Raw genomic sequence first — 21,381 nt, forward strand, 5'->3', positions numbered from 1 at the left:
GAAGCCCGCCACCGCGAAAAGCGGTGGCGGGCTTCGCCGATGCGTACGGCGCGAGACTACTTGCGCAGCGAGGCCGGGACCTCGAAGCGATCGCCGTAGGTCTTGGCGAGGTAGTCGGCGCGTTCCACGAAGGCCTCTTGGCCACCGGGGTAACCGACGATGAACTGGTGCACACCACCGGTCCAGGCCGGGAAGCCGATGCCGAAGATGGAGCCGATGTTGGCGTCGGCGGTCGAGGTGAGCACGCCCTCGTCGAAGCACTTCTGGGTCTCGATCGCCTCCGCGAACAGCATGCGGTCGATCAGATCCTGGATCGGGACGCCGAAGTCGGTCGTGGTCTTGAAGTGCTCACGCAGGCCCGGCCACAGACCGGTGCGCTTGCCGTTCTCGTCGTACTCGTAGAAGCCCGCCTTCTCCAAGCGGCCCGGACGACCCTCGGACACCATGTAGTCGATGACGTCCTGCGCCGGGTGCCGCTTGACGCCCAGGGTGGTGTCGCCCGCCTGAGCGGCCTCCAGGGTCTCCTTCGCGATCTTCTGCATGAGCTTCATGTTCAGCTCGTCCGACAGCTGCAGCGGCGCGGCGGGGTAGCCCGCCTGCAGACCGGCCTGCTCGATGGTGGCGGGCTCGATGCCCTCCTTCAGCATGGCGATCGCCTCGTTGACGAAGGTGCCGATCACGCGCGAGGTGAAGAAGCCGCGGCTGTCGTTGACGACGATCGGGGTCTTCTTGATCGCGAGGGTGTAGTCGAACACCCGGGCCAGCGCCTCGTCCGAGGTCTTCTCACCCCTGATGATCTCCACCAGCGGCATCTTGTCGACCGGCGAGAAGAAGTGGATGCCGATGAAGTCCTCCTGGCGCTTCACGCCGGTCGCCAGACCGGTGATCGGCAGGGTGGAGGTGTTCGAGCCGAGCAGCGCGTCGGGGGTGACGACGTCCTCGATCTCCTGGAACACCTTGTGCTTCAGCTCGGTGTTCTCGAAGACGGCCTCGATGACGAAGTCGACGCCGGCGAAGTCGGCCGCGTCCGCGGTCGGCTTGATCCGGTCCAGCAGCGCCTTGGACTTCTCCTCGGTGGTCTTGCCCCGCGAGAGCGCCTTGGCCTCGATCTTCTCGGAGTAGTTCTTGCCGCGCTCGGCCGCCTCGATCGAGACGTCCTTGAGCACGACCTCGTAGCCGGCCTTGGCCGAGACGTAGGCGATGCCCGCGCCCATCATGCCCGCGCCGAGCACGCCGACCTTCTTGATCTCCTTCTTCGGCACGTCCTTCGGACGCGAACCGCCGTTGTTGATCGTCTGCAGGTCGAAGAAGAACGCCTGGATCATGTTCTTCGCGACCGGCCCGGTGAGCAGATGCACGAAGTAGCGGGACTCGATCAGCGACGCGTTGTCGATGTCGACCTGCGAGCCCTCGACCGCGGCCGACATGATCGCGCGCGGCGCGGGCATGTTCGCGCCCTTGATCTGCTTGCGCAGGTTGGCCGGGAAGGCGGGCAGGTTCGCCGCGAAGGCCGGCGAGGACGGGGTGCCGCCGGGGATCTTGAAGCCCTTCTTGTCCCACGGCTGCACACAGGCCTCGGGGTTGGCCTTGATCCACGCCTTGGCGGCGGGGACCAGCTCCTCGACCGAGCCGACGAGCTCGTCGATCAGGCCGATCTCCTTGGCCTTGGCCGGCTTGTTGCGCTGGCCCTGCAGCAGCACCTGCATCAGGGCGTTCTGCAGGCCCAGCATGCGTACGGTGCGGATGACGCCGCCGCCCGCGGGCAGCAGGCCGAGGGTGGCCTCCGGCAGACCGATCTGCGAACCGGGCACGTCCGCCGCGATGCGGTGGTGGGTGGCCAGCGCGATCTCCAGACCGCCGCCGAGCGCGGCGCCGTTGATGGCGGCGACGACCGGCTTGCCCAGCTGCTCCAAGCGGCGCAGCGCGCCCTTGATCTCGGCCAGCTCGTCCATCAGCGCCTGGGCGTCCTCCGGACCGACCTTCATCATGTTCTTCAGGTCGCCGCCGGCGAAGAAGGTCTTCTTCGCGGAGGTCAGGACGACACCGGTGATGTTGTCCTTTTCCGCCTCGAGCCGGTCGACGGTGGCGGTCATCGACTTCTTGTACAGCTCGTTCATCGTGTTGGCGCCCTGGTTCGGGTCGTCCATCGTCAGCACGACGATGCCGTCCGAATCCTGCTCCCAACCGATCATGTTGGTTTCGCTCACAGCTTTATGTCTCCTAGGTGAATTAGCGGCGTTCGCGGCCCTACGTGGTCACGCAGGCTGCCGCCTCCGGGGGTGACGCTCACGCCGCCGTAAATCTTCAGCTGTCGGTTGGGGTCAGACCCGCTCGATGATGGTGGCCACGCCCATGCCGCCGCCGATGCACAGGGTGATCAGCGCGTAGCGGCCACCCCGGCGCTCCAACTCGTCGACCATGGTGCCGGTGATCATCGCGCCGGTAGCACCCAGCGGGTGGCCCATCGCGATCGCACCGCCGTTGACGTTCAGCTTCTCGTCCGGGACGTTGAGATCCTTCTGGAACTTCAGCACCACCGAGGCGAACGCCTCGTTGATCTCGACCAGGTCGATGTCGTCGAGGGTCAGACCCGCCTTGGCCAGCACCTTCTTGGCGGCCGGCGTCGGACCGGTGAGCATGATGGTGGAGTCGGCGCCGCTGGTGGCGGTCGCGACGACGCGCGCACGCGGGGTCAGGCCGGAGGCCTTGCCCGCCTCTTCCGTACCGACGAGCACGAGCGCGGCGCCGTCGACGATGCCGGAGCTGTTGCCGCCGTGGTGCACGTGGTTGATCTTCTCGACGAAGTGGAACTTCTGCAGCGCCACCGCGTCGAAGCCACCCATCTCACCGATCACGGCGAAGGACGGCTGCAACTTGGCCAGGTCCTCGGCGGTGGTGCCGGGACGCATGTGCTCGTCCTTGTCCAGCACGACGATGCCGTTCTGGTCCTTGACCGGGACGATCGACTTGGCGAAGTAGCCGCCGGTGGTGGCCTTGGCGGCCAGCTCCTGCGAGCGCACCGCGTAGGCGTCGACATCGTCGCGGCTGAAGCCCTCGATGGTGGCGATCAGGTCGGCGGAGACGCCCTGCGGGACGAAGTAGGTGTCGTAGTTGGTGGCCGGGTCCAGCGCCCAGGCGCCGCCGTCGGAGCCCATCGGCACGCGCGACATGGACTCGACGCCACCGGCGATGACCAGGTCGTCGAAGCCGGAGCGGACCTTCTGGGCGGCCAGGTTGACGGCCTCGAGGCCGGAGGCGCAGAAGCGGTTGAGCTGGAATCCGCCGACGGTGTCGGGCAGGCCTGCCACGGTGACCGCGGTGCGGGCGATGTCGGCGCCCTGGTCGCCGACCGGCGCCACCACGCCGAGGATCAGGTCGGAGATCCGGTCCTCGTCGAGGTTCGGAAAGCGGCCGCGCAGCTCCTGGATCAGACCAACAGTCAGGTCGATCGGCTTGACCGAGTGCAGCGAGCCGTTCTTCTTGCCACGGCCGCGCGGGGTGCGGATGGCCTCGTAAATGTAGGCCTCTGTGGTCATATCGGAGTGTTCCTTCCTCAATGTGCGGCGGCCGGACCCTCGTCCGTCCGAGCGCTGGTGTGCGGCGACACCGCGGGTGCGGCGTGGCTGCGGCTGACCTCGCCGACCGGCCTTGCGGCCGACCGTTCCTAACGCTGTACAAAACCAGGCAAGCAACAGCGGACGCACGTTCCGGTCGTCCGTACGCCTGGGCATACCATAGAACGTCGGTGTACCGAAGCTCACGGCTACCCGTTCATACTACCGTGGGGTGCGAACTCCGGTTAACTTAACGTCGTAGGAGCGGTGGTTGTCAACCATCCAGCCGTGTGGCACCCAGCTCACTCTTCAGCAATTCGAGGGCGACCTCGTCCGGGTCGCGCCGATCGCCGGGAGCCACCGGATCGGCCGCGGCGGCCAGCATCTCCTGCTCCTCTTCCGGCGTCGGGGCGGGAATCACACCATCCCCGTCCCAGCTCTTGGCCGCGCTGCTGTTTCCGCCCGGCTCGGCGTCGTACCGCGGATAATCCGCGGGACCCGGGTCGTCCGGTAGGTCGGGGTAGTCGGGCGGCGGGATGTCGTCGTCCGCGGGATACGGGCGCGGCTCGGCGCCGCTCGCGCGCGCACGGCCCCCGTTCCCCGGCTTGTCGGCGCTCGCGTTCTTCGCCTGGCTCGGGCGCGAGAACCGCGGCGGGGCGGCGTCCGAAGCCCGGCCGGCCGCGTTGCCGGATTCACGTCCAGGCTGATTGCCCGCCTGTCCGCGCGTGCGATTCCCCGCACCGCCGGACCGTGGCGCCGCCGCGGGCCGTGGCGCCGCGCCGCCCGCTTCCCAGCGCACCTCATGGTCACGGCCGAGCACCGCCCGCACCGCCGAGCGGACCGCTTCCAGATTGCGCGGATCGGACAATCGCTGGGCAAGCGGCGCGTGCTGATGCGCGAAGACGATGACCTCGCCCTCCACCCGGGCAACCGAGGCACCGGCGAGCATTGCCTGCACCGCCGCGCCGAACTCGCGCACCTTGGCGCGGATGTCCACCCAAGCGGCTTCCACTTCGCGCAGCAGATCACCGCTCGGCGCGACCGAGGACGATCGATCGGCTCCGGACTCCTGCGGCCCCGTCTCCGGCGCGCGACGATCGCGCGCCACGGATCGATCCTGGTCGCCGGGCACACTCTTGGCGGCGGAAGGATCGGCGACCTCGCCGCGTTCTTCGACCGGTTCGGCGGAGGGTGACGCCACCGGTCCGCCCGACCTCGCGGGACCCGCCGTCGACGGGGCGGCGCCGGGACTCGCCTCGTCTCCGGAGAACGCCTGTGCGCCTGCGGAGGAGAAACCGGGGGCTTCACCACGCGCAGCAGCGATATCCGTCGATCCGGACCTTGCGGAACCGGACGCATCACTCCGCGACGCCGCCGATCCCTCCGCCGTGCCCGGCGGCTTACCGCCGGAGACGGCAGCCGGTTCCCCGGCAGGCGCAGGCCGATCGGCACTCTCGGGCGACGCGACCGAAGATTCGGCATCGGCGCGCGCTGCGCGGTGTGGGTCTCCGGCACCGGCGTCGTTCTCATCTCCACCGGAAGGGCCGCCCGGCCCGGTGGCCGCGGAACCGGCCGCACCGGGAAGTCGACTTACCGCTGGTTCGGCACTGGCGACAGGTCCGGCGATTTCGGCAGGCGCGGCAACAGCGGCTTCGGGGCCTCTTCCCGAACCCGCCTCCGCACTGCCACCTCCACGGGTCTCGCGACGAATCGCCGCCAGCGCCTCCGCACCCCGGCGGCGGGGCGGATCGGACGGTGATCCGGCCGCTGTCGCGGGTTGGGCGGAAGCAGGCGACGAGGACACGGAGGGGGCGGCGGCGAAGGAGCCACCGGCCAGGCCGCGCTCCAGCCGTTCCAACCGCTGCAGCGTGGCCGATTCCGCATCGGACACCGAGGGCAGCAACATGCGCGCGCAGACGACTTCGAGCAGCAGCCGCGGCGCTGTGGCGCCGCGCATCTCCCCGAGACCTTCGTGCAACAACTCTGCATACCGGGTCAGGGTGGCCGGGCCCAATCGCGCGGCCTGATCGCGCATCCGGTCGAGCACGTCGCCGGGGCCGGTGACCAGCCCGCGCTCGGTGGCGTCGGGCACCGCGCGCAACAGGATCAAGTCGCGGAAGCGATCGAGCAGGTCGACCGCGAAACGGCGCGGGTCGTGGCCCGCCTCCATCACCCGGTCGACGGTGCCGAACAACGCGGCGCCGTCGTCGGCGGCCAGCGCCTCGACCGCGTCATCGATCAGTGCCACGTCGGTGACGCCGAGCAGCGAGACCGCGCGGGTATACGTGACGCCCTCGGGGCCCGCCCCCGCCAGCAGCTGGTCGAGCACGCTCAGACTATCGCGCGGCGAACCGCCGCCCGCGCGAATCACCAAGGGATACACCGCTTCTTCGACCGGCACGTGCTCCTGTTCGCAGATCCGGCCGAGCAGCCCGCGCATCGTGGCGGGCGGCAGCAACCGGAACGGGTAGTGATGCGTGCGCGAACGGATGGTGGGCAGCACCTTGTCGGGCTCGGTGGTCGCGAAGATGAAGATCAGATGCGCCGGCGGCTCCTCGACGATCTTGAGCAGCGCGTTGAACCCGGCGGTGGTGACCATGTGCGCTTCGTCGACGATGAACACCCGGTATCTGGACTCGGCGGGTGCGTAGAAGGCGCGGTCGCGCAGTTCCCTGGTGTCGTCGACGCCGCCGTGGCTCGCGGCGTCGAGTTCGATGACATCCAGGTTGCCCGGCCCACCGGGGCCGAGGGCCACGCAGGACGGGCAGGTGCCGCACGGCGTCGAAGTGGGCCCTTGCGCGCAGTTCAACGACCTCGCGAGGATGCGCGCCGAGGAGGTCTTGCCGCAGCCGCGCGGACCGGAGAACAGATAGGCGTGACTGATCCGCCCCGTGTCGAGCGCGATACTCAGCGGGTCGGTGACGTGCTCCTGACCCACCACCTCAGCGAACGTTGCCGGTCGGTACTTTCGGTACAGAGCCACGGCCAGAGGTTACCGGCGCGCACCGACAAAGGACATTCCCGCCTGGTGCGCCGGTCGCCGCCGAGCCGATGAGCCAATATGTGATCCAAGTCACAACATGCGCGCCGCCTTCTTCGGAAGCCCGCCATGGCATCCAAGGTGGCAACATTTGAGCTATCACTCATGCTGCTCGGGCGAAGACCGGACCGGGCCGCCGCCACACCCCTCATGCGCCGGAAAATATGAACTCACACCCCGGTTTACCTCGACTTTTTGGATATAACGAAACCGTCACCATGGGTGACACCGATGCAATCGTCTGGCTAACGTGGCAGTCGGCAACTTCGGTAGCCAAACCTTCATCAGGTTGGTGACCCCGGCCGGTCCCTCATCCCGACCGGGGCACAACCAACAAAGCTCGGCCCACGGGTGACCAGCGCCAATTCCCCCACTTCCACCGGAGGACCGTCCACCGTGTCGTGTGACGACATCGCCGCCGCCTGGCTGTCCAGCACCGATTTCGCGGGCGACCGCTCCGCCGTCGCCCTCTTGAGCCGCGCCATCAGCCCGCAGGAGTTCGCGATCAAGCGCGACTCGCTGCCGGTCACCGCGGCAGCCGATCCGGCCACCGCCGCCGCCATCCTGGAACTGCTCGAGCGCGGCCAGGTGCCCACCATGGCCGCCATCCGCACTCTGACCGCGCAGAACGAGATGCGCCGCGAGGCCGAGCGCATCGAACGCCTCGGACGCCGCGCCCAGCGCAGCATCGATGATTTCGGCCGGGCCCTGGCCAAACTGGCCGACGCGCACTGGACCGCGCACGGCTATGGGCCCACCCGCCGCGACGTGCTGTGCAGCGAGCAGATCATGACGCTGATCCGCACCCGCGTCGGCAATATCGCGCCGTCGGCGGTCAAACACCTCTGGCTGATCGAGCGTGCCCAGCGCGCCGGGTGGATCGCCTCCAACGCCAACCCTCGATCGCTGTGCGCCGGACGGCGTTTCTACGCGGCCCAGTACGGCAACCGGGTGTCGTTGCGCCCGGTGAACATGATCGGCACCGCGATCGCGACGTACCTGGCGGACTACCTGGACGAGCACGGCCGCGCGCCGCGCTGGTCGGTGGTCGCGCAAGAACTGCGCGACGACCGGGGCCGCCGCATTTTCCACAACACCGCCGACGCCCGCGTCCAGCAGCTCTGGTTGACCACCGCCGAATGGGTGGAGATGCGCGACGACCTCCCCGTGCCCGGGCGGCGGGGGTTGCGGGCGATCCGCAAGTTCCGCGGCTGACCTCCGGCGCGTCGCGAGGGCTCGACACCAATAGGTTAACAGCGTTACTCTAACGCCGTTAACCCCTTGAGCGGAGCCGCGATGCTGACCCGGATTGCCCGATTCACCACACGATCTCCGCGCGCCGTACTGGCGGCGGCCCTGGCCATCGCCGTGCTGTGCGGCATCTTCGGCGCCACCGCGCCCGCCCACTTGAAGTCCGGCGGGTTCACCTCGGACAATGCCGAATCCGCCCGCGTCAACCAATTGATCGCGGACAACTTCGCCGGCGCGGCCCCCAACTTCGTCCTGTTGGTCAGCTCGGACGCGGGCGCGGACGATCCGGCCACCAAGGCGGTCGGCACCGGGTTGGCGGACGCGCTGAAGGCGCGCTCGGATGTGCAGGGCGTCCAGTCCTACTGGACCGCGCAGCAGCCGTTGGCGAACGCGTTGCGCAGCACCGATGGCAACAGCGCCCTGGTCGTCGCCTACCTCGACGGCGACGAGACGCAAGTCCAGCACACCGCGGGCGAACTCGAGGAGCAGTTCGCGGGCGTCTCCGACGGCGTCACGGTCCGCCAAGGCGGCATCGCCGCGATCTACCACGACGTCACCGAGCAGACCACTCGCGACCTCGCCTTGGCCGAGGGCGTCGCGGTGCCGCTGTCGATGATCGTGCTGATCCTGGTGTTCGGCAGCTTGATCGCCGCCGCCCTCCCGCTGACCATCGGGGTCTTCGCCATCCTGGCGACCCTGGCGATCCTGCGCCTGTTCACACTGTTCACCGACGTCTCGATCTACGCGCTGAACATGACGACGGCGATGGGTCTGGCGCTGGCCATCGACTCCAGCCTGTTCATCGTCAGCCGCTTCCGGGAGGAACTCGCCAACGGGCTGGATCCGGCCGCGGCCACCATCCGCTCCGTGCAGACCGCGGGACGCACCGTGCTGTTCTCCGCGCTCACCGTCGCACTCTCGATGGCCGTGCTGAGCGTGTTCGACCTGTACTTCCTGAAGAGCTTCGCCTACGCCGGCGTCGCGGTCGTCGCCGCGGCGGCGGCCGCCTCCATCGTCGTCCTGCCCGCGGCGCTCGTCCTGCTCGGACACCGGGTGAACTCCCTCGATCTGCGGGCTCCGTTGCGGCGCCTGTTCCGCCGCGGCGCGCCCGCACCCGGCCCGCAAGCGCCGGAGGACAGCGGCTGGTATCGGCTGGCCGGTGGCGTGATGCGGCACGCCGCGCCGGTCGCCATCGTGATCATCGCGCTGCTGCTGGCACTCGGCGCTCCGTTCCTCTCGGTGAAGTTCGGCTATCCCGACGACCGGGTACTGCCCGACAGCGCCGCCAGCCGCCAGGTCGGCGACGCCTTGCGCACCGAGTTCCCCCAAGCCGACCCGGTCGCCAACACCACGATCGTGCTGGACGGCTACCACGGCGACTACGCGGCGCTCGGGGGGTACGCCGCCGAGCTGTCCAAGGTCGAAGGCGTGCCCGCCGTGCTCTCCGCAGCCGGGATCTACGTGACCGGAGCGCGAATCGCGCCGCCTCCGACCGGAATGGTCAACGACACCGGGACCTACCTGAGCGTCGCGACCAAGGTCGATCCCTTCTCGCCCGCCGGGGACCGGCAGCTAGCCGAGATCCGGGCGATCCCGGCGCCGGGCGAGGCCCTCTACGGCGGCGCCGCGGCGGCCAACGCGGATTCGCTGAAGGCGCTGGCCGACCGGCTTCCACTCGCGGCCGCGCTGATCGCGCTGACGACGTTCGTCGTGTTGTTCCTGTTCACCGGCAGCGTCGTGCTGCCGATCAAAGCGCTCGTGCTGAACACACTGTCGCTGGCCGCCGCCTTCGGCGCGATGGTGTGGGTGTTCCAGGACGGCCACCTGTCCGGGCTGCTCGGTTTCACCCCGGTGGGCTACTTGGTGCCGACCATGCCGATCCTGATGTTCTGCCTGGCCTTCGGCCTGTCCATGGACTACGAGGTCTTCCTGCTGTCACGGGTGCGCGAGGAGTGGCTGGCCACCCACGACAACACCCGCGCGGTGGCGGTCGGCCTGGCCCGCACGGGCCGGATCTTCACCGCGGCCGCCGTGTTGATGGCCATCGTGCTCGGCGCCTTGGTAACCGCGAAGGTCTCCTTCATGCAGCTGCTCGGCCTCGGCCTCACGCTGACCGTGCTCGCCGACGCCACGATCATCCGCGGCCTGCTCGCGCCCGCGCTCATGCGCCTGCTCGGTCCGGCCAACTGGTGGGCGCCCGCCCCGCTGGCCCGCCTGCACGCCAAGATCGGGCTGACCGAGGACGAGCAGGACCCCGCGGCCCGCCCGCTGGAAACCGCGGGACGGGCATGATCGGTGGCAGGCGTCCGCGGTCACCGCGGGGTTCCGGAGCCCAGCTGCGCGAGGAGATCCTGCGCGCCACGGCCGAATTGCTCACCAGTACCGGGCATGCCGACGCCGTCTCGATCCGCGCGGTGAGCAAGCTGGTCGGGGTGAGCGCGCCGTCGATCTACCGGCATTTCGCTGACAAGGACGAGCTCATCGAGGCCGTCGTCGCCCAGGTCTTCGAAGACCTCGCCGACGCGATGCGCGCGGCCACCGACCCCGCGGCCTCCCCGGTCGCGCAGCTGCACGACCAAGGCATGGCTTACGTCCGCTTCGCACTCGAGCATCCCGAGCAGTACCGGCTGGCGACCGCGCCCGCCGAGACCGGAGGCGCGGTGGACCAGGTGCTCACCAGCGGGGCTTTCCAGCATTTCGCGGCCACCGTGCGCAAGTGCATGGACGCCGGGACGATGGCGCCGCGCGATCCGCTGCCCATCGTGCTGGAACTGTGGTCGGTCGCCCACGGCATCGCCTCACTGCTGATCGCCAAGCCCTTCCTGCCCTGGGGCGACGCGGAAGCCGTCGCATCGCGCGTGATGGGCGCCGCCTGCCTGGGCTACGGCGTGCTCGACCAGATCGGCGCGGACCCGCCCACACCGGACACGGTCACGGCGTGGCTGCGGAAGGTTCGGACAGATCAGTCCCCGGACTGAGAGGTGGCACCCTTTCACCGATCGACTGCCGGGCGGCCACGTCCTCGCCTCAGCTCACCGAGCTCGCCGACGCGGTGAACGTATTGCACTGGGCGGCACGATTATTGTCCAAACCAGTCTCGAACCACTGCCCACCGTTCTCCGACGAGCCGTGGTCGCGCATGTCCCCCGCCTGATCGCCGCGCCCGTAGGCGTCCTTGCGTGCCACGGCCAGCTGCGAGTCGCTCAGCGAGCCGCCCTCCGATGAGGAGGAGAGGTACATGCCGTCGAAGCAATTGGCCTGCAACTCGACGCGACGCGACAACTCCAGCCCCCTGGCGCTGCGCGGCCCCGCGTCGGCGCGCTCGCTGTTGGCCTTGCGCAGGATGCCGGAAATCGCCTGCACGTGGTGTCCGTACTCGTGCGCGAAGACCGACAGGTAGACCACCCAATTGTCCTTGAAATAATCGGTCTGCAACTGGCTGATCGGCATGTAGATGGTCTTGTTCGCCGGGCAGTAGAAGGCAGCGAAGTTGCTGGTCGAGCCGGTGCAGGGCGTGGTGATGCCCGCCGTGGTCGCGCTGACGTTCAGCGACGGCGGCTGGAACGGCAGATTCGCCTTGCGCAGCACGGGTTTCCACGCCGTCTCCAGGCACGACGCGGCGCTTTCGAAGAATTTACGGGCGGCGTCCACCTGGGTGCCCCACGGCGAGTAATCGCACCGCGCGGGAAGCAGCGTCGCGTTCGGGTCGGTCAGCAGCGGGTTGTTTCCGGTAGCCGCCGGTGCGGAGCCATCCGGCTGGGCGTCGAACGTGAAACTCGGTTGCGGGCCGGACGCGTCGCTGTCGCGTCCCACCGCGATCGCGTTGCGCACCAGCCCCGCCGCGACGAGGAACACAACGACGACCAGCAGCACCACCCATCCGCCGCCACCCTTTTTGCGCGGTGGCGGGTAGGGCGGGCGCCCGGGCGGGCCATAGGGCATCGGCGGTGGGACCGGCGGGCCGTAACCCGGCGGCGGACCGTAGGCGGGCGGGGCGTATCCCGGCGGCGGACCGTATCCGGGAGGAGGGCCGTATCCAGGTGGCGGACCGTACCCCGGTCGCGAACCATAGGGCGCACCGTAGCCGGGCGGCGGAGGAACCGGACGCCCCCCGTGCGGGACCGGTCCGTGTCCGTACGGTGGTTGAGTCACGCCCCCGTACCCCCTCGTCTCGATGATCGCCGACAGCCGCTGACGCAGGATAGCAAGCTGTCTAGAGTAGGCAGCCATGCTGACTTTTCGGGGGGCCGCCCTAGGCGCGCTGCTTCTCGCCATCGCGGGATTGTTCGCGACGGCCCCGGTCACCCACGCCCAGCCCGCGCCGGGCGTGACCATCACCGCCGATCTGAAGCTGAGCCGCGAGGGCATCCTCGAAGTGGTCGAAAAGGTCTCGGTACCGCCGGACGGCTCGTTCCGGATGTCGCTTCCGCTGCGGTTGAAGGTCGGTGACGACGCCGAGCGCCTCTTCCGGGTCACCGAGGTGAACACGGAGGGCGCGGGCACCGCGACGGTCGCGAACGACCAGTTCACAATCGAGGCCCGGCCGGGCGAATCCACCTTCGAGTACTCCGTGCAGAACACCGTCAGCGACGCCCCGGGCACCCAGGTGTTCCATTGGCTGGGTGTGCTGAACACCGATATCGCGTCCATCAGCGCTTCGCTCATCAGCCCGAGCTTCGAAATGGGCATCGTCGACTGCAAACTCGGCCCGCCCGGCAACAGCCGCCCGTGTGCCGACGTCAAGATCGAGGCCGACGGCGTCCTCTTCCTCGAGCAGACCGACTTGCGCAAAGGCGACGCGATCGACCTGACACTGCAACTGCCACCCGGCACCGTGCCGAGCAACGCGGACGTGCGCGACAGCGGCGACGCGGGCCCCTTCGCGATCACCACTCCGGCGCTCGTCGCGTTCGGCGTCCTGCTGCTCGCGCTGGCGGGCCTGGTCGCCTTCGTGCTGCGCGCCCGTCGCGAGGAGGCGGCGATCGGCGGCGGTTCGGAAACGATCGACCCTTTGCTGCGCGAGGGCGATCGGGTGCAGTTCACCTCGCCCGACGGCACGCTGCCCGGCGAGGCGGGTCTGCTGCTGGACGGGTACGTCGATCCGGTCGACATCGCGGCTACCGTGGTGGATCTCGCGGTGCGCCGGTACATCCGGATCATCCCGCTCAGCGACAGCGACTGGCGGATCACCCGGGTCAACGCCCCCGATGATCAGTTGCGCGACTATGAGAAGGCGGTCTACCAGGCGCTGCTGCCCGAAGGCGCCGACGCGGTGACGGTAGGCGAGTTGCGCAAGCCGGGTCGCGTGGCCGCCGGTCCGGTACGCACCGCCTTGGTCGCCGACGCCGTCGGCCGAGGCAACTTCCTCGATCGCCGCCGCCCCGGCCTCCCGGTGTGGCTCGGTGGTGCGCTGGTGGTGGCGGGTGTCGCCGCGACGGTCGTGCTCGCGCTCACGTCCGGACATGCGCTGGTCGGTGTCGCCATCGCGCTCGGTGGCGTCGCTACCCTGCTCGTGCCGAAGTACCTGCCGATGCGGACGGCGCGCGGCCTGGAGCTCGCCCGGCAGATCCGCGCCCTGCAACGTGGGCTGGAAACGACTCGGCGCGAACATATCCCGCCGATCGACCAGGAGACCGTGTTCTCCCGCGCCCTGCCGTTCACGGTGCTCGGCGCCCGCGCCGACAACTGGATCCGCGTCTTCCGCGACCTCGATCCCTCGGCCGACGCGCAACCGGGCCTCTACTGGTTCGGCGGCTTCGAACGCGACCGCAACCTCCAGCGCTTCGCGAGCCACTTCCCGTTCTTCATCACGGCGCTGGAAGGACTTTTCACCACCGCGGGCGACCCGCACAGGTAGCGTCACGCACACGAGAAGGGCGACCGGCCGCTCGGCGGCCGGTCGCCCTTCGTCGTATCGCTCAGTCGCTCAGTGCCGTTCGCCGGACCGCGGCCAGCGGATCGGCGTAGAGGACACTCAGCGAGGTCACCACAGCGGCGTATTCCTGCACCTTGCCGCCGAATCCACTGATCCGGATGTCGGTGGGCGGCAAGGTGGAACCCTGGTTGAACGCCCGCGCCACATGGGCGACCGCGGGGCGGTAGCCGGTGAAGGCCTGGCCACCGAGGATCACCCGGTCGGGGTTGAGCATGTCGCGCACCATCGCCACGGTGTGGCCGAGGATCGTGGCCCGCTCGGCGAGCAGCTCGCGCGCGGGTTCCGAACCGGCCTCCGCGCCCCGGTACAGGTCGGCGATGGTCGAGCCCGCGGTGCCGTTGTACGCCGGGATGATGCCGAGGCCGACAGCCCTGGAGTGCAGCGACCGATCGCCGACGGTCACCTCCAAGCAGCCACGCCGTCCGCAGGTGCATTCGACGTTCGAACCGGTGGGCAGATGCGCGATCGAACCGGGGCCGTTGCTCGGCGTGTGCACGCGCCCGTCCAGCGTCACCGCGACACCGGCGGTCTCACGCACGTAGAAGTACAGGCTGCTGCCCCGCTCCACGCGGGCTTGGTCCTTCGGTTCGCCGGTGGGCAGCAACAGCTCCGAGCCGGCCATCGCCTCGACGTGCGGCGCCACCGAAACGGGCAACTCCAGCACCTCACCGAGGACCGAACCGACCTGGGCGCCACGCCATTCCAGTTTGGGGTGGTCGACGACGCCGGTCAGCGGGTCGACCCGGCCGCCGATCGCGACGCCCGCCCACAGGGCCTTGCGCCGGTGCCAGCGCTGCAGGAACGCCTTCGCGCTGCGGGCGACGGTGGTGGTGGCGAACTCCTGGCCGGTCTGCGGGGTGGCGATGGCCAGACCACCGAGGATGCGGCCGCGCAGATCGGCGGCGACGATCTTCGTGACCGCGGCGCCGATGTGGACGCCGATGGTCAGGTAGGCGTCGTGGTTGATTTCGAACGGGACGCGGGGACGTCCGACCGCACCCGAGGCCGTCAGGTCGGGGCGTTCCCGCAGCAGACCGGCCGCCAGCAGTGCGGAAACCTGGCGATTGACGGTGGCGATGCTCAAACCGGTTGTGCGCGCGGCATTGTCGCGGGAGACAGGACCGCCGGTGGCGGCGCGCAGGACCGCGGCCGCCGGATTGTCGGCGATGCGCAGTTCGGGAGCGACAACCGGACGCGGGACGCGGGTACGGCTGCCCGCAACCCTGGAGACGGATCGTTCGAGGGTGGGAAGGGACATTGTGCAGATCCTTGCTGAAGTCCCGTAATCGAACGGGACGTGCCTACATGGGCGGCGAGGCAGCAAATGAGCAGGAAAACCAGCTCAGCTGCAGCAAGAGAGGCGACACAGTTCGCGGGTCAACGGCAGCCGCAGACCCAGCGCGGCGGTCACGTAAGTGACCCGCAGGTGGTTCCATCGGCTGGCGGACATGTCATTGAAATTAACACCGATTTCCGCGACGCACCAACCCCCGACGCGCCGTTGTGTGTACACCCACATTGTTTCCCCAGGTCGCGAGGACACGAAAAAGACCCCGCTCCCCGGAGAGGTCCACGGGGCGAGGTCTTTTCACGCGGAAGGATTACTTCGGAGCGTTGAACGGCTGATTGACCGTCGTGAAGTACTGGATCGCCGCGCCGATCGCGACCGGGGCGGTGATCAGGATCTGGCCCGCGACGGTGCCCAGCGCGCCGATCCCGGCGATGCCGACGAGGCAGCCGACGCCCGCGGCCGGGATGAACGGACCGAACAGGCCCGCGATGGTCCCCGCCGCGATGGTCGCGCCGGCGATGCCGCCGAGCACGCAGCCGACCGCAGCGCCACCGATGCCGCCGACCAGGGTGCCGATCGCGGCGCCCATGGTGATGGTGCTGGTCAGGCGGGTCCAAGCGGCGACCTCACGGTCGTACTCCGTCTTCCACGGCGCCTTGTCCTCGTACGGCAGCGCCACCGGCTTGTAGACCGCGTGTTCCCGGTCGAACAGCGGGGTCAGCGTCGCGCTGCGGCCGGAAATCTGCGCGGCGATGGGGAATTCGAAATCGTCGAGCTGAAACCGCAGCGGATGGCCCGCCAGGACGGTACCGTTGGATGCCTTAACTTTGAACACCCCGTCCTCCACAACCAGCGAACCCGAGTCGGTTTCGATGATCGACTGGGTATCAGTGGCATACGCGGTGAAATTGACTGCGCTTTCGGGGCCTCCTTCCTCCGGCGCGGCACCGGACGTCCCCGCGGCCACTCCGGTCGCGATGGTGACCAGCGCGGCCACCACGGCAAACTTCCTCATCCTCATGTCCTGCAATCCCTCATCTCAGGTGGAGCTGTTCGAGGCAAAGCATCCGGCACAAACTCCGGGGAAACGAGGAAAAAAAGCACCCAGATTTCAAATAGGCAACAAGAGAGTTACGGTAGCCGGGCTACTCGGCTTTGGCCGCCGCTTTCGCCTGCTTCTTGAATTCCCTTACCTGTGTCAGGGATTCGGCGTCGGTCACGTCGGCAACCGAACGGCGCGAGCCTTCTTCGCCGTACGCGCCGACGGCCGTGCGCCAACCCTCCGGCCGCACGCCGCGCTGCTTGCCGAGCAGGGCAAGGAAGATCTTCGCCTTCTGCTCGCCGTAGCCGGGAAGGTCCTTCAGGCGGCGCAGCACCTCTTTGCCGTCCGGGTCGCCCGCGGTCCAGATGTTCTCGGCCTTGCCGTCGTAGTGCTCGATGACGTAGCGGGCCAGCTCCTGCGCGCGGCGGGCCATCGACCGGCCGTAGCGGTGGATCGCGGGCGGGGTCGCGGCCAAGTCCTCGAACTCCTGGGGGTCGGCCTCGGCGATGCGCTGGATGTCGAAGCCGCCCATCCGGTCGGCGATCTTCTTCGGGCCGCGGAAGGCGTGCTCCATCGGGTACTGCTGGTCCAGGAGCATTCCGAGCAGTATGGCGAAGTGGTCCTCGGTCAGTAGCTTGTCCGCCTCGGCGTCCTGCGCCAGGCATAGCGTGCGAGTCACTGTCCCGCCTCTCCGGGTGTTCGGGCCAACTCAGTAGGCGTCGTAGGACCCGCGCTCGGGTCCCGCGTTCGGTGCCACATCCGTTTCGGGCGCGCCCGACAATTTACCAGTGTGCTTCCAGAACGCATCGCTACTGGTCATGGCGCCAGCAGCACCGCGTGCTGTGTGGCAAATTGCCATCTGGTCGTCAAGAATCCGGCCGACGTGTGTAGGGCGGTACTGAAATGACGCCGTGCACTGGTCTCGCCCGGTCAGGCCGGGCTGGTGGCGGTATGCGGTGTCGCCGGAACGCACCCGAGGTTCATCGCCACGCCTGTGGTTGCTCCAAGGTCGCCCACGTCGCCGAACGGCAGGCCGTGGTACCCGCCTCTGCCGGGGTGGGTGCGTTGGCGGTCAGCCGTCGCCGCTGTGCCGGTCGTGCGGCATCGCCGCCGGGGCGTGCACGCGATGACGCGCGGGTGCTGGCGACGCTACGGCAGCGCCCGCTGAGTCTCTCACCGTTCGCCGTCGAGTGCCCGGTCGTCCCACCCAGCGAGTACCCGCTGGGCGTCCTCGAGGAGGACGATAAGGTCCTCGAGCTCGATCGAGCGGTCGATGTGACTGCATTCGCCTGGGTCAGGGATCTGGCAACGGCGCGGTGTTGATCGAGTGGGTTGATACCGCGCGACGGGCGGGTCTTCTCGACCGCGCTGCGCTGCAAATGCCTGCCGCAGCCGATCCCGGGCTGAGTCGCAATCCGCACCGAGTGATGTCACTGGCGCTATGCCGGACTGGGCCGCTGCCGACGGCGTGGCCGCAGTCGCGGCTGAGGGCCCGGAGACGGTCCGATACGAATTCTGCCTGCTGCTCAGCTCTCAGTGCTGGGGGGTCTTCTCGGGCTGTGTTCTCCGGCGTCGACATACCGTTGTCAGTACGTCATAGGTTTGATCCGACGGGGTGCAGGAAGGGCACACGTTGAAATGTTCCGCAGCGGGCGTGCCAGGTCGTTCCGGCAGCCTCGACGGTGATCGGACGGACCGGTTCTGCGGTGACGGGCTCCGGCCGATCTGCGGTCGCGCGGGCGGCTTGCCGTGGACGGACATCGACGATGACGACGGACCTGCCGGATCGCTGAGCGGATGCCGAGGGGGCGTCCCGGTGAGCGGAGCGCTGTGGATCGATCCGAAGGACCTCGGGGGGCGGGGTGCGGCGTGGCAAGAGATCGGCGTCGAGGTCGGTCAGGTGGCGGTGCGGCCTTGGGCCGTGCTTGCCGACGAAGGCCGGTGGTGGGGTGACGACGAGGCCGGTGAGGCGGTCGCGAAGACCTACGAACCGGATGCCGGGCAGGGGCTGGTGGCGCTGCAGAACTTCGCCGAATCCGGGCAGGGCTTCGGCACCGAGGTGAAGGCTGCCGCCGAAACCTTCCGATCCACCGATCACGAGGGCGGCAGGCGTGTCGAGCGGACTCTAGAGCCGGAAGGTACGTCCGGTTCGGTCGGTGACATGTCCGCCGAGCCCGCTCGCACACCGGCTGCGGCCAAGCCGAATTCCTACGCTGCGCCGAGCTCCTACCTGGTATCGCGACCGGTGGAATTCGTGCCGATCGGAACCGAGGCGGCACCCGCTCGACACATCGGCGCTCCCGATGACATACCGGATTCCGGCGGTGAAACCAATAGTCCCGGAGTTGTTGGCTCGCAAACAGCTTCGGGAAGTGCCGCGAACAGCGGTGATCGCATTGCCGGCCCGGATGGACGCCAATCGGCCGACTCCGCCCGGACATCCAGCGCGACTACCCCGGGTACCCGCCGCCGACCCATCGGGCCCTCTGGCGACGAGAACAGGGTAGCGACACCGCCCACGCGGGGCCCGCCGAGCAGTGCGACCGAGCCTGCGCGGGGCGGGCCGAGCAGGGCGGCAGGCCCCGCGCGGGCCAGCGCGCCTCCTGCCGCTGTCAGTGCGCCGATGGGCCGCAAACCGCCGGGTACGCCGTGGTCGGACACGATCTGCGCCGCGCCACCCGCTGGGCGGCCCGACCGCATCTCCGCCGGAAAGTCTGCGGCAGACAGAAGTTCCGCGCCGGGCGCGAAACGCTCCGACCGCGACCGGCCGGAGCGAACACCGCAACCGGTGAACCGGTCGAACACCGACAGCGACCCCGTGCGGCTCGTACGAGAATTGGCCGATCGGCACCGCGTCGAGGTGACCGGACTCGATGCGCCCGGAATCGATGAGGACGCCGTCGGTGGGTTCCTCGCGGATACCGACGACGTGCTCACGAAGTCTCCGGTCATCGAAGTGCGGCGCGTCGGGATCGCTGAGCTGGAGCAGCGGAAGATCGTGCGCGTCGAGCAGCAGTCGGCTTTTGGTGCACAGGAACAGGCGCTCACCTGGTCGGCGGTCGTCGATATTGTTCAGCTCACGGATCCTGCACGGCTACCCGACGGGATTCCAGCGAGCGGACACCCGGCAGCGGTTGTGACGCAAGCGGATACGCGCCCAATCTACGCGGCGACGCTCCGCGAACTCGCGTGGGCCATCGATCGCGCCGGCGCGCGGCAGGCGCGAGCTCGCGCGCAACGTGCCCTGATCGCGGAATACTTCGGCGACCACGGCGCGTACCGCCGCGTGAGTCCGGCTCGGGTGGTGCACGGCTACCAATACGGGCGAGATCGGTTGAGCGGCGGCTGTGTCGACATGGGACGGTTCGATCCCGCCGCGGCGCTCCCCGACGCGTTCACCGACGTCGTGCTCAACGCCGAGGGCGCCACCGAACCGGTGAAGACACTGTGCCGACTGCACGTCGACACCGCGCGACGACCGGCGACGCGAGACGAGGCGTGACGGCTCGGAACAGGATTTCGCGGACCAGGGCAGCAAGGGGATATCGAATGCAGAGTGCGGGCACGGTCAATCCGGCCGACGACGAGGTGACGCGGCTGGCGCGTCAGATTGCCGCGGAGATCTCGGCAGCGGGGCCGCCGGGGTGGCGGTCGTGGGATGCCGCCTTCGCGTCGACCGTCACCGAAGACGTGGCGGACATCGCCTACCTCGTTGCGGCGCAACCGGTGTGGACGCAACCATCGGAGTCGGTGCGAGCACTGGTTCGGCAGCACCGCGAGCTGGCGGCGCGTCGAGACCGAGGGCCGTGGTGGCGGCTGCTGATGTCGTCGACCTCCGACGGCGAGGTGGAGTTCGACTACGACTACGGTGACGAGCCGTTCCCGGACGGCCAATTGTTCTCCCCCGAGGCATATCGGGCCGATCTCGCGGAGCATCCGAGGGACCGGTTGCCGATCTGGCTGGCGGCGTATCTCGAGCATGCCGATCGGCAGACGCGCAGCCCGCAGCAGGCCGTCGCCGGGGTGCGTGCCGATCGGGACGCGGGGGTGCGGCCGGTGCCGATCGTGGATGAACTGCCGGATCTGCCTGTGCTGTGGGCGAGATGGGCGGTGCTGTCGGCCGCCTTCGTCGCGGTGCGCTCCGAGCGCGGTCCCAGAATCCTGCCGTCGCTCGGGTGGTTCGAAAGTTCCCGTCGGACCGGGTCCACGCTGTTCGTGCTGCCCGGGGGGCGGGCCGTGCTGTCGGGCGGTGTCTGGAACCCGCCCGCGCTGGACGGGGTGTACAACGACGGTGCCGAAATGCCGAATTTCTATGCCGGGGCACCGGATTGGGTAGCCGACCCGGTCCTGAATCCGCGCGCGGCAGCGGGTCTGCTCTCGTTCTGCTACTGGTGGGATTCCGGAGGATGGTATCGGGGTGAGTCGCCCTCGGCGGAGCGGTCCGCTTCGGCGATTCCCGGCGTATGGACCGCGGATACGGTGATCGATATCGTGGTGAGCCTGCTGCCCGATCGGCCGGCCGAACCAGTGCGCGCGGCGGCGGACGCGCTGGTGTCGGCGGCGCACGCCGGTGTCGTCACGCGCGACCTGATGGCCGAGATCTTCGACGACCCGGCGCGTTTCGATATCGACGGTGCGCTGTACCAGTTCTCGATCGCCGGTTCGATCGGGCAACAGACCCGGCAGACGATCACGGCGCCGGACGCCATCGCCCGCGTCGTCGAGTACATCACCGATCGGCAGCTAAATACGACGGGTTATCCGCTCGACCAGTTGCGCGCCGATCGAATCAGCGCGGGCTGGATGGTATACGTGCCGGTGCCGCGCGGCGAGATCGTGATCGGGCGGGCCATATTCTACGTCGCCGATGACGGTGTGGTGGAGCAATCTTCGTCTTCGACGCCGCCCTCGATATACGCGGCCGATTTCGAACGGCGCTATCGGCAGCGGCAGGGTGCGCCCACCTGAGCCGGTCATGGTGGGCGATGCGGTACCTCCAGGATTGGGGACGGATGGCGCCGCCGAGGTCGTGTCGCGCTTTTATCCTTCGGCACAGACAACGTCGACGGGCAGCCTCTTCGATGTGAGCGGGGCTCTCGGCGCCGCGTTCGCCGATGTCGTGGTGCGCGGCGAGGAGGCGGGCGTGCAGGCGCGGGCACTGCACGCGGTGCTGGTCGACGCGACGTCGCGGCAGAAGTAGGCGGTGGCGGTGGACGGTTCGTGGGCGCTGGACTCGGTCGTGGAGCTGCGTGCCTTGTTCGAGGGCTT

At 68.9% G+C, this 21,381-nt stretch carries 13 protein-coding genes; 6 read left to right on the forward strand and 7 right to left on the reverse strand.

What is annotated here, in order from left to right:
- Positions 1 to 56: 56 nt before the first annotated feature.
- The 3 genes from M8859_RS31985 to M8859_RS31995 all read right to left on the reverse strand — a co-directional run bounded on the left by M8859_RS31985 (position 57) and on the right by M8859_RS31995 (position 6,537).
- Positions 57 to 2,207 carry a 3-hydroxyacyl-CoA dehydrogenase NAD-binding domain-containing protein gene (locus tag M8859_RS31985; RefSeq protein WP_159927821.1) on the reverse strand — a complete coding sequence of 717 codons (2,151 nt, stop codon included), beginning with the start codon at positions 2,205 to 2,207 and terminating at the stop codon, positions 57 to 59.
- A 114-nt stretch (positions 2,208 to 2,321) separates the two neighbouring features.
- Complete coding sequence (locus tag M8859_RS31990) at positions 2,322 to 3,536, reverse strand: acetyl-CoA C-acetyltransferase (RefSeq protein WP_159927961.1); 1,215 nt, start codon at positions 3,534 to 3,536, stop codon at positions 2,322 to 2,324.
- Positions 3,537 to 3,828: 292 nt separating this feature from the next.
- Entirely contained in the window at positions 3,829 to 6,537 is a 2,709-nt protein-coding gene (locus M8859_RS31995; protein WP_249645385.1) for a DNA polymerase III subunit gamma and tau, read from the reverse strand.
- A gap of 408 nt (positions 6,538 to 6,945) precedes the next feature.
- Between M8859_RS31995 and M8859_RS32000 the strand changes: the two genes are divergently transcribed.
- The 3 genes from M8859_RS32000 (at position 6,946) to M8859_RS32010 (ending at position 10,823) form a co-directional block, all read left to right on the forward strand.
- Positions 6,946 to 7,809 carry a hypothetical protein gene (locus tag M8859_RS32000; protein ID WP_223520080.1) on the forward strand — a complete coding sequence of 288 codons (864 nt, stop codon included), beginning with the start codon at positions 6,946 to 6,948 and terminating at the stop codon, positions 7,807 to 7,809.
- Between the two features lie 81 nt (positions 7,810 to 7,890).
- On the forward strand, positions 7,891 to 10,137 hold the full coding sequence (locus M8859_RS32005; RefSeq protein WP_195072230.1) for an MMPL family transporter: 2,247 nt from the start codon (positions 7,891 to 7,893) through the stop codon (positions 10,135 to 10,137).
- Positions 10,134 to 10,823, forward strand: coding sequence for a TetR/AcrR family transcriptional regulator (locus M8859_RS32010; protein WP_195072231.1), 690 nt, complete (start codon positions 10,134 to 10,136; stop codon positions 10,821 to 10,823). Before M8859_RS32005 ends, M8859_RS32010 begins: the two co-directional genes overlap by 4 nt.
- 49 nt (positions 10,824 to 10,872) lie before the next feature.
- On the opposite strand, the gene M8859_RS32015 is transcribed toward M8859_RS32010, so the two are convergent.
- A complete protein-coding gene (locus M8859_RS32015; protein WP_263291474.1) occupies positions 10,873 to 11,997 on the reverse strand; it encodes a neutral zinc metallopeptidase in 1,125 nt (374 codons plus the stop codon).
- A gap of 76 nt (positions 11,998 to 12,073) precedes the next feature.
- On the opposite strand from M8859_RS32015, the gene M8859_RS32020 reads away from it, so the two are divergent.
- On the forward strand, positions 12,074 to 13,702 hold the full coding sequence (locus M8859_RS32020) for a DUF2207 family protein (protein WP_195140599.1): 1,629 nt from the start codon (positions 12,074 to 12,076) through the stop codon (positions 13,700 to 13,702).
- A 61-nt stretch (positions 13,703 to 13,763) separates the two neighbouring features.
- Here M8859_RS32020 and M8859_RS32025 read toward each other — a convergent pair whose 3' ends face one another.
- The 3 genes from M8859_RS32025 to M8859_RS32035 all read right to left on the reverse strand — a co-directional run bounded on the left by M8859_RS32025 (position 13,764) and on the right by M8859_RS32035 (position 16,792).
- Positions 13,764 to 15,038, reverse strand: a complete 1,275-nt coding sequence (locus M8859_RS32025; RefSeq protein WP_195072234.1) for an ROK family transcriptional regulator — start codon at positions 15,036 to 15,038, stop codon at positions 13,764 to 13,766.
- Positions 15,039 to 15,381: 343 nt separating this feature from the next.
- Positions 15,382 to 16,092: a DUF8020 domain-containing protein gene (locus M8859_RS32030; protein WP_195072235.1), complete on the reverse strand. Its 711-nt coding sequence runs from the start codon at positions 16,090 to 16,092 to the stop codon at positions 15,382 to 15,384.
- Between the two features lie 124 nt (positions 16,093 to 16,216).
- Positions 16,217 to 16,792 (reverse strand): HhH-GPD-type base excision DNA repair protein, encoded by a 576-nt coding sequence (locus M8859_RS32035; protein ID WP_195072236.1) that lies wholly within the window; start codon positions 16,790 to 16,792, stop codon positions 16,217 to 16,219.
- Between the two features lie 975 nt (positions 16,793 to 17,767).
- Here M8859_RS32035 and M8859_RS32040 point away from each other — a divergent pair.
- Together M8859_RS32040 and M8859_RS32045 are read left to right on the forward strand one after the other, a co-directional pair.
- The gene (locus M8859_RS32040) at positions 17,768 to 19,615 is read left to right on the forward strand and encodes a hypothetical protein (protein ID WP_249645386.1); all 1,848 of its coding nucleotides are present in this window, start codon (positions 17,768 to 17,770) and stop codon (positions 19,613 to 19,615) included.
- A gap of 47 nt (positions 19,616 to 19,662) precedes the next feature.
- Positions 19,663 to 21,081 carry a hypothetical protein gene (locus tag M8859_RS32045; RefSeq protein ID WP_249645387.1) on the forward strand — a complete coding sequence of 473 codons (1,419 nt, stop codon included), beginning with the start codon at positions 19,663 to 19,665 and terminating at the stop codon, positions 21,079 to 21,081.
- Positions 21,082 to 21,381: the final 300 nt, after the last annotated feature.

The sequence above is a fragment of the Nocardia sputi genome, from assembly GCF_023501985.1.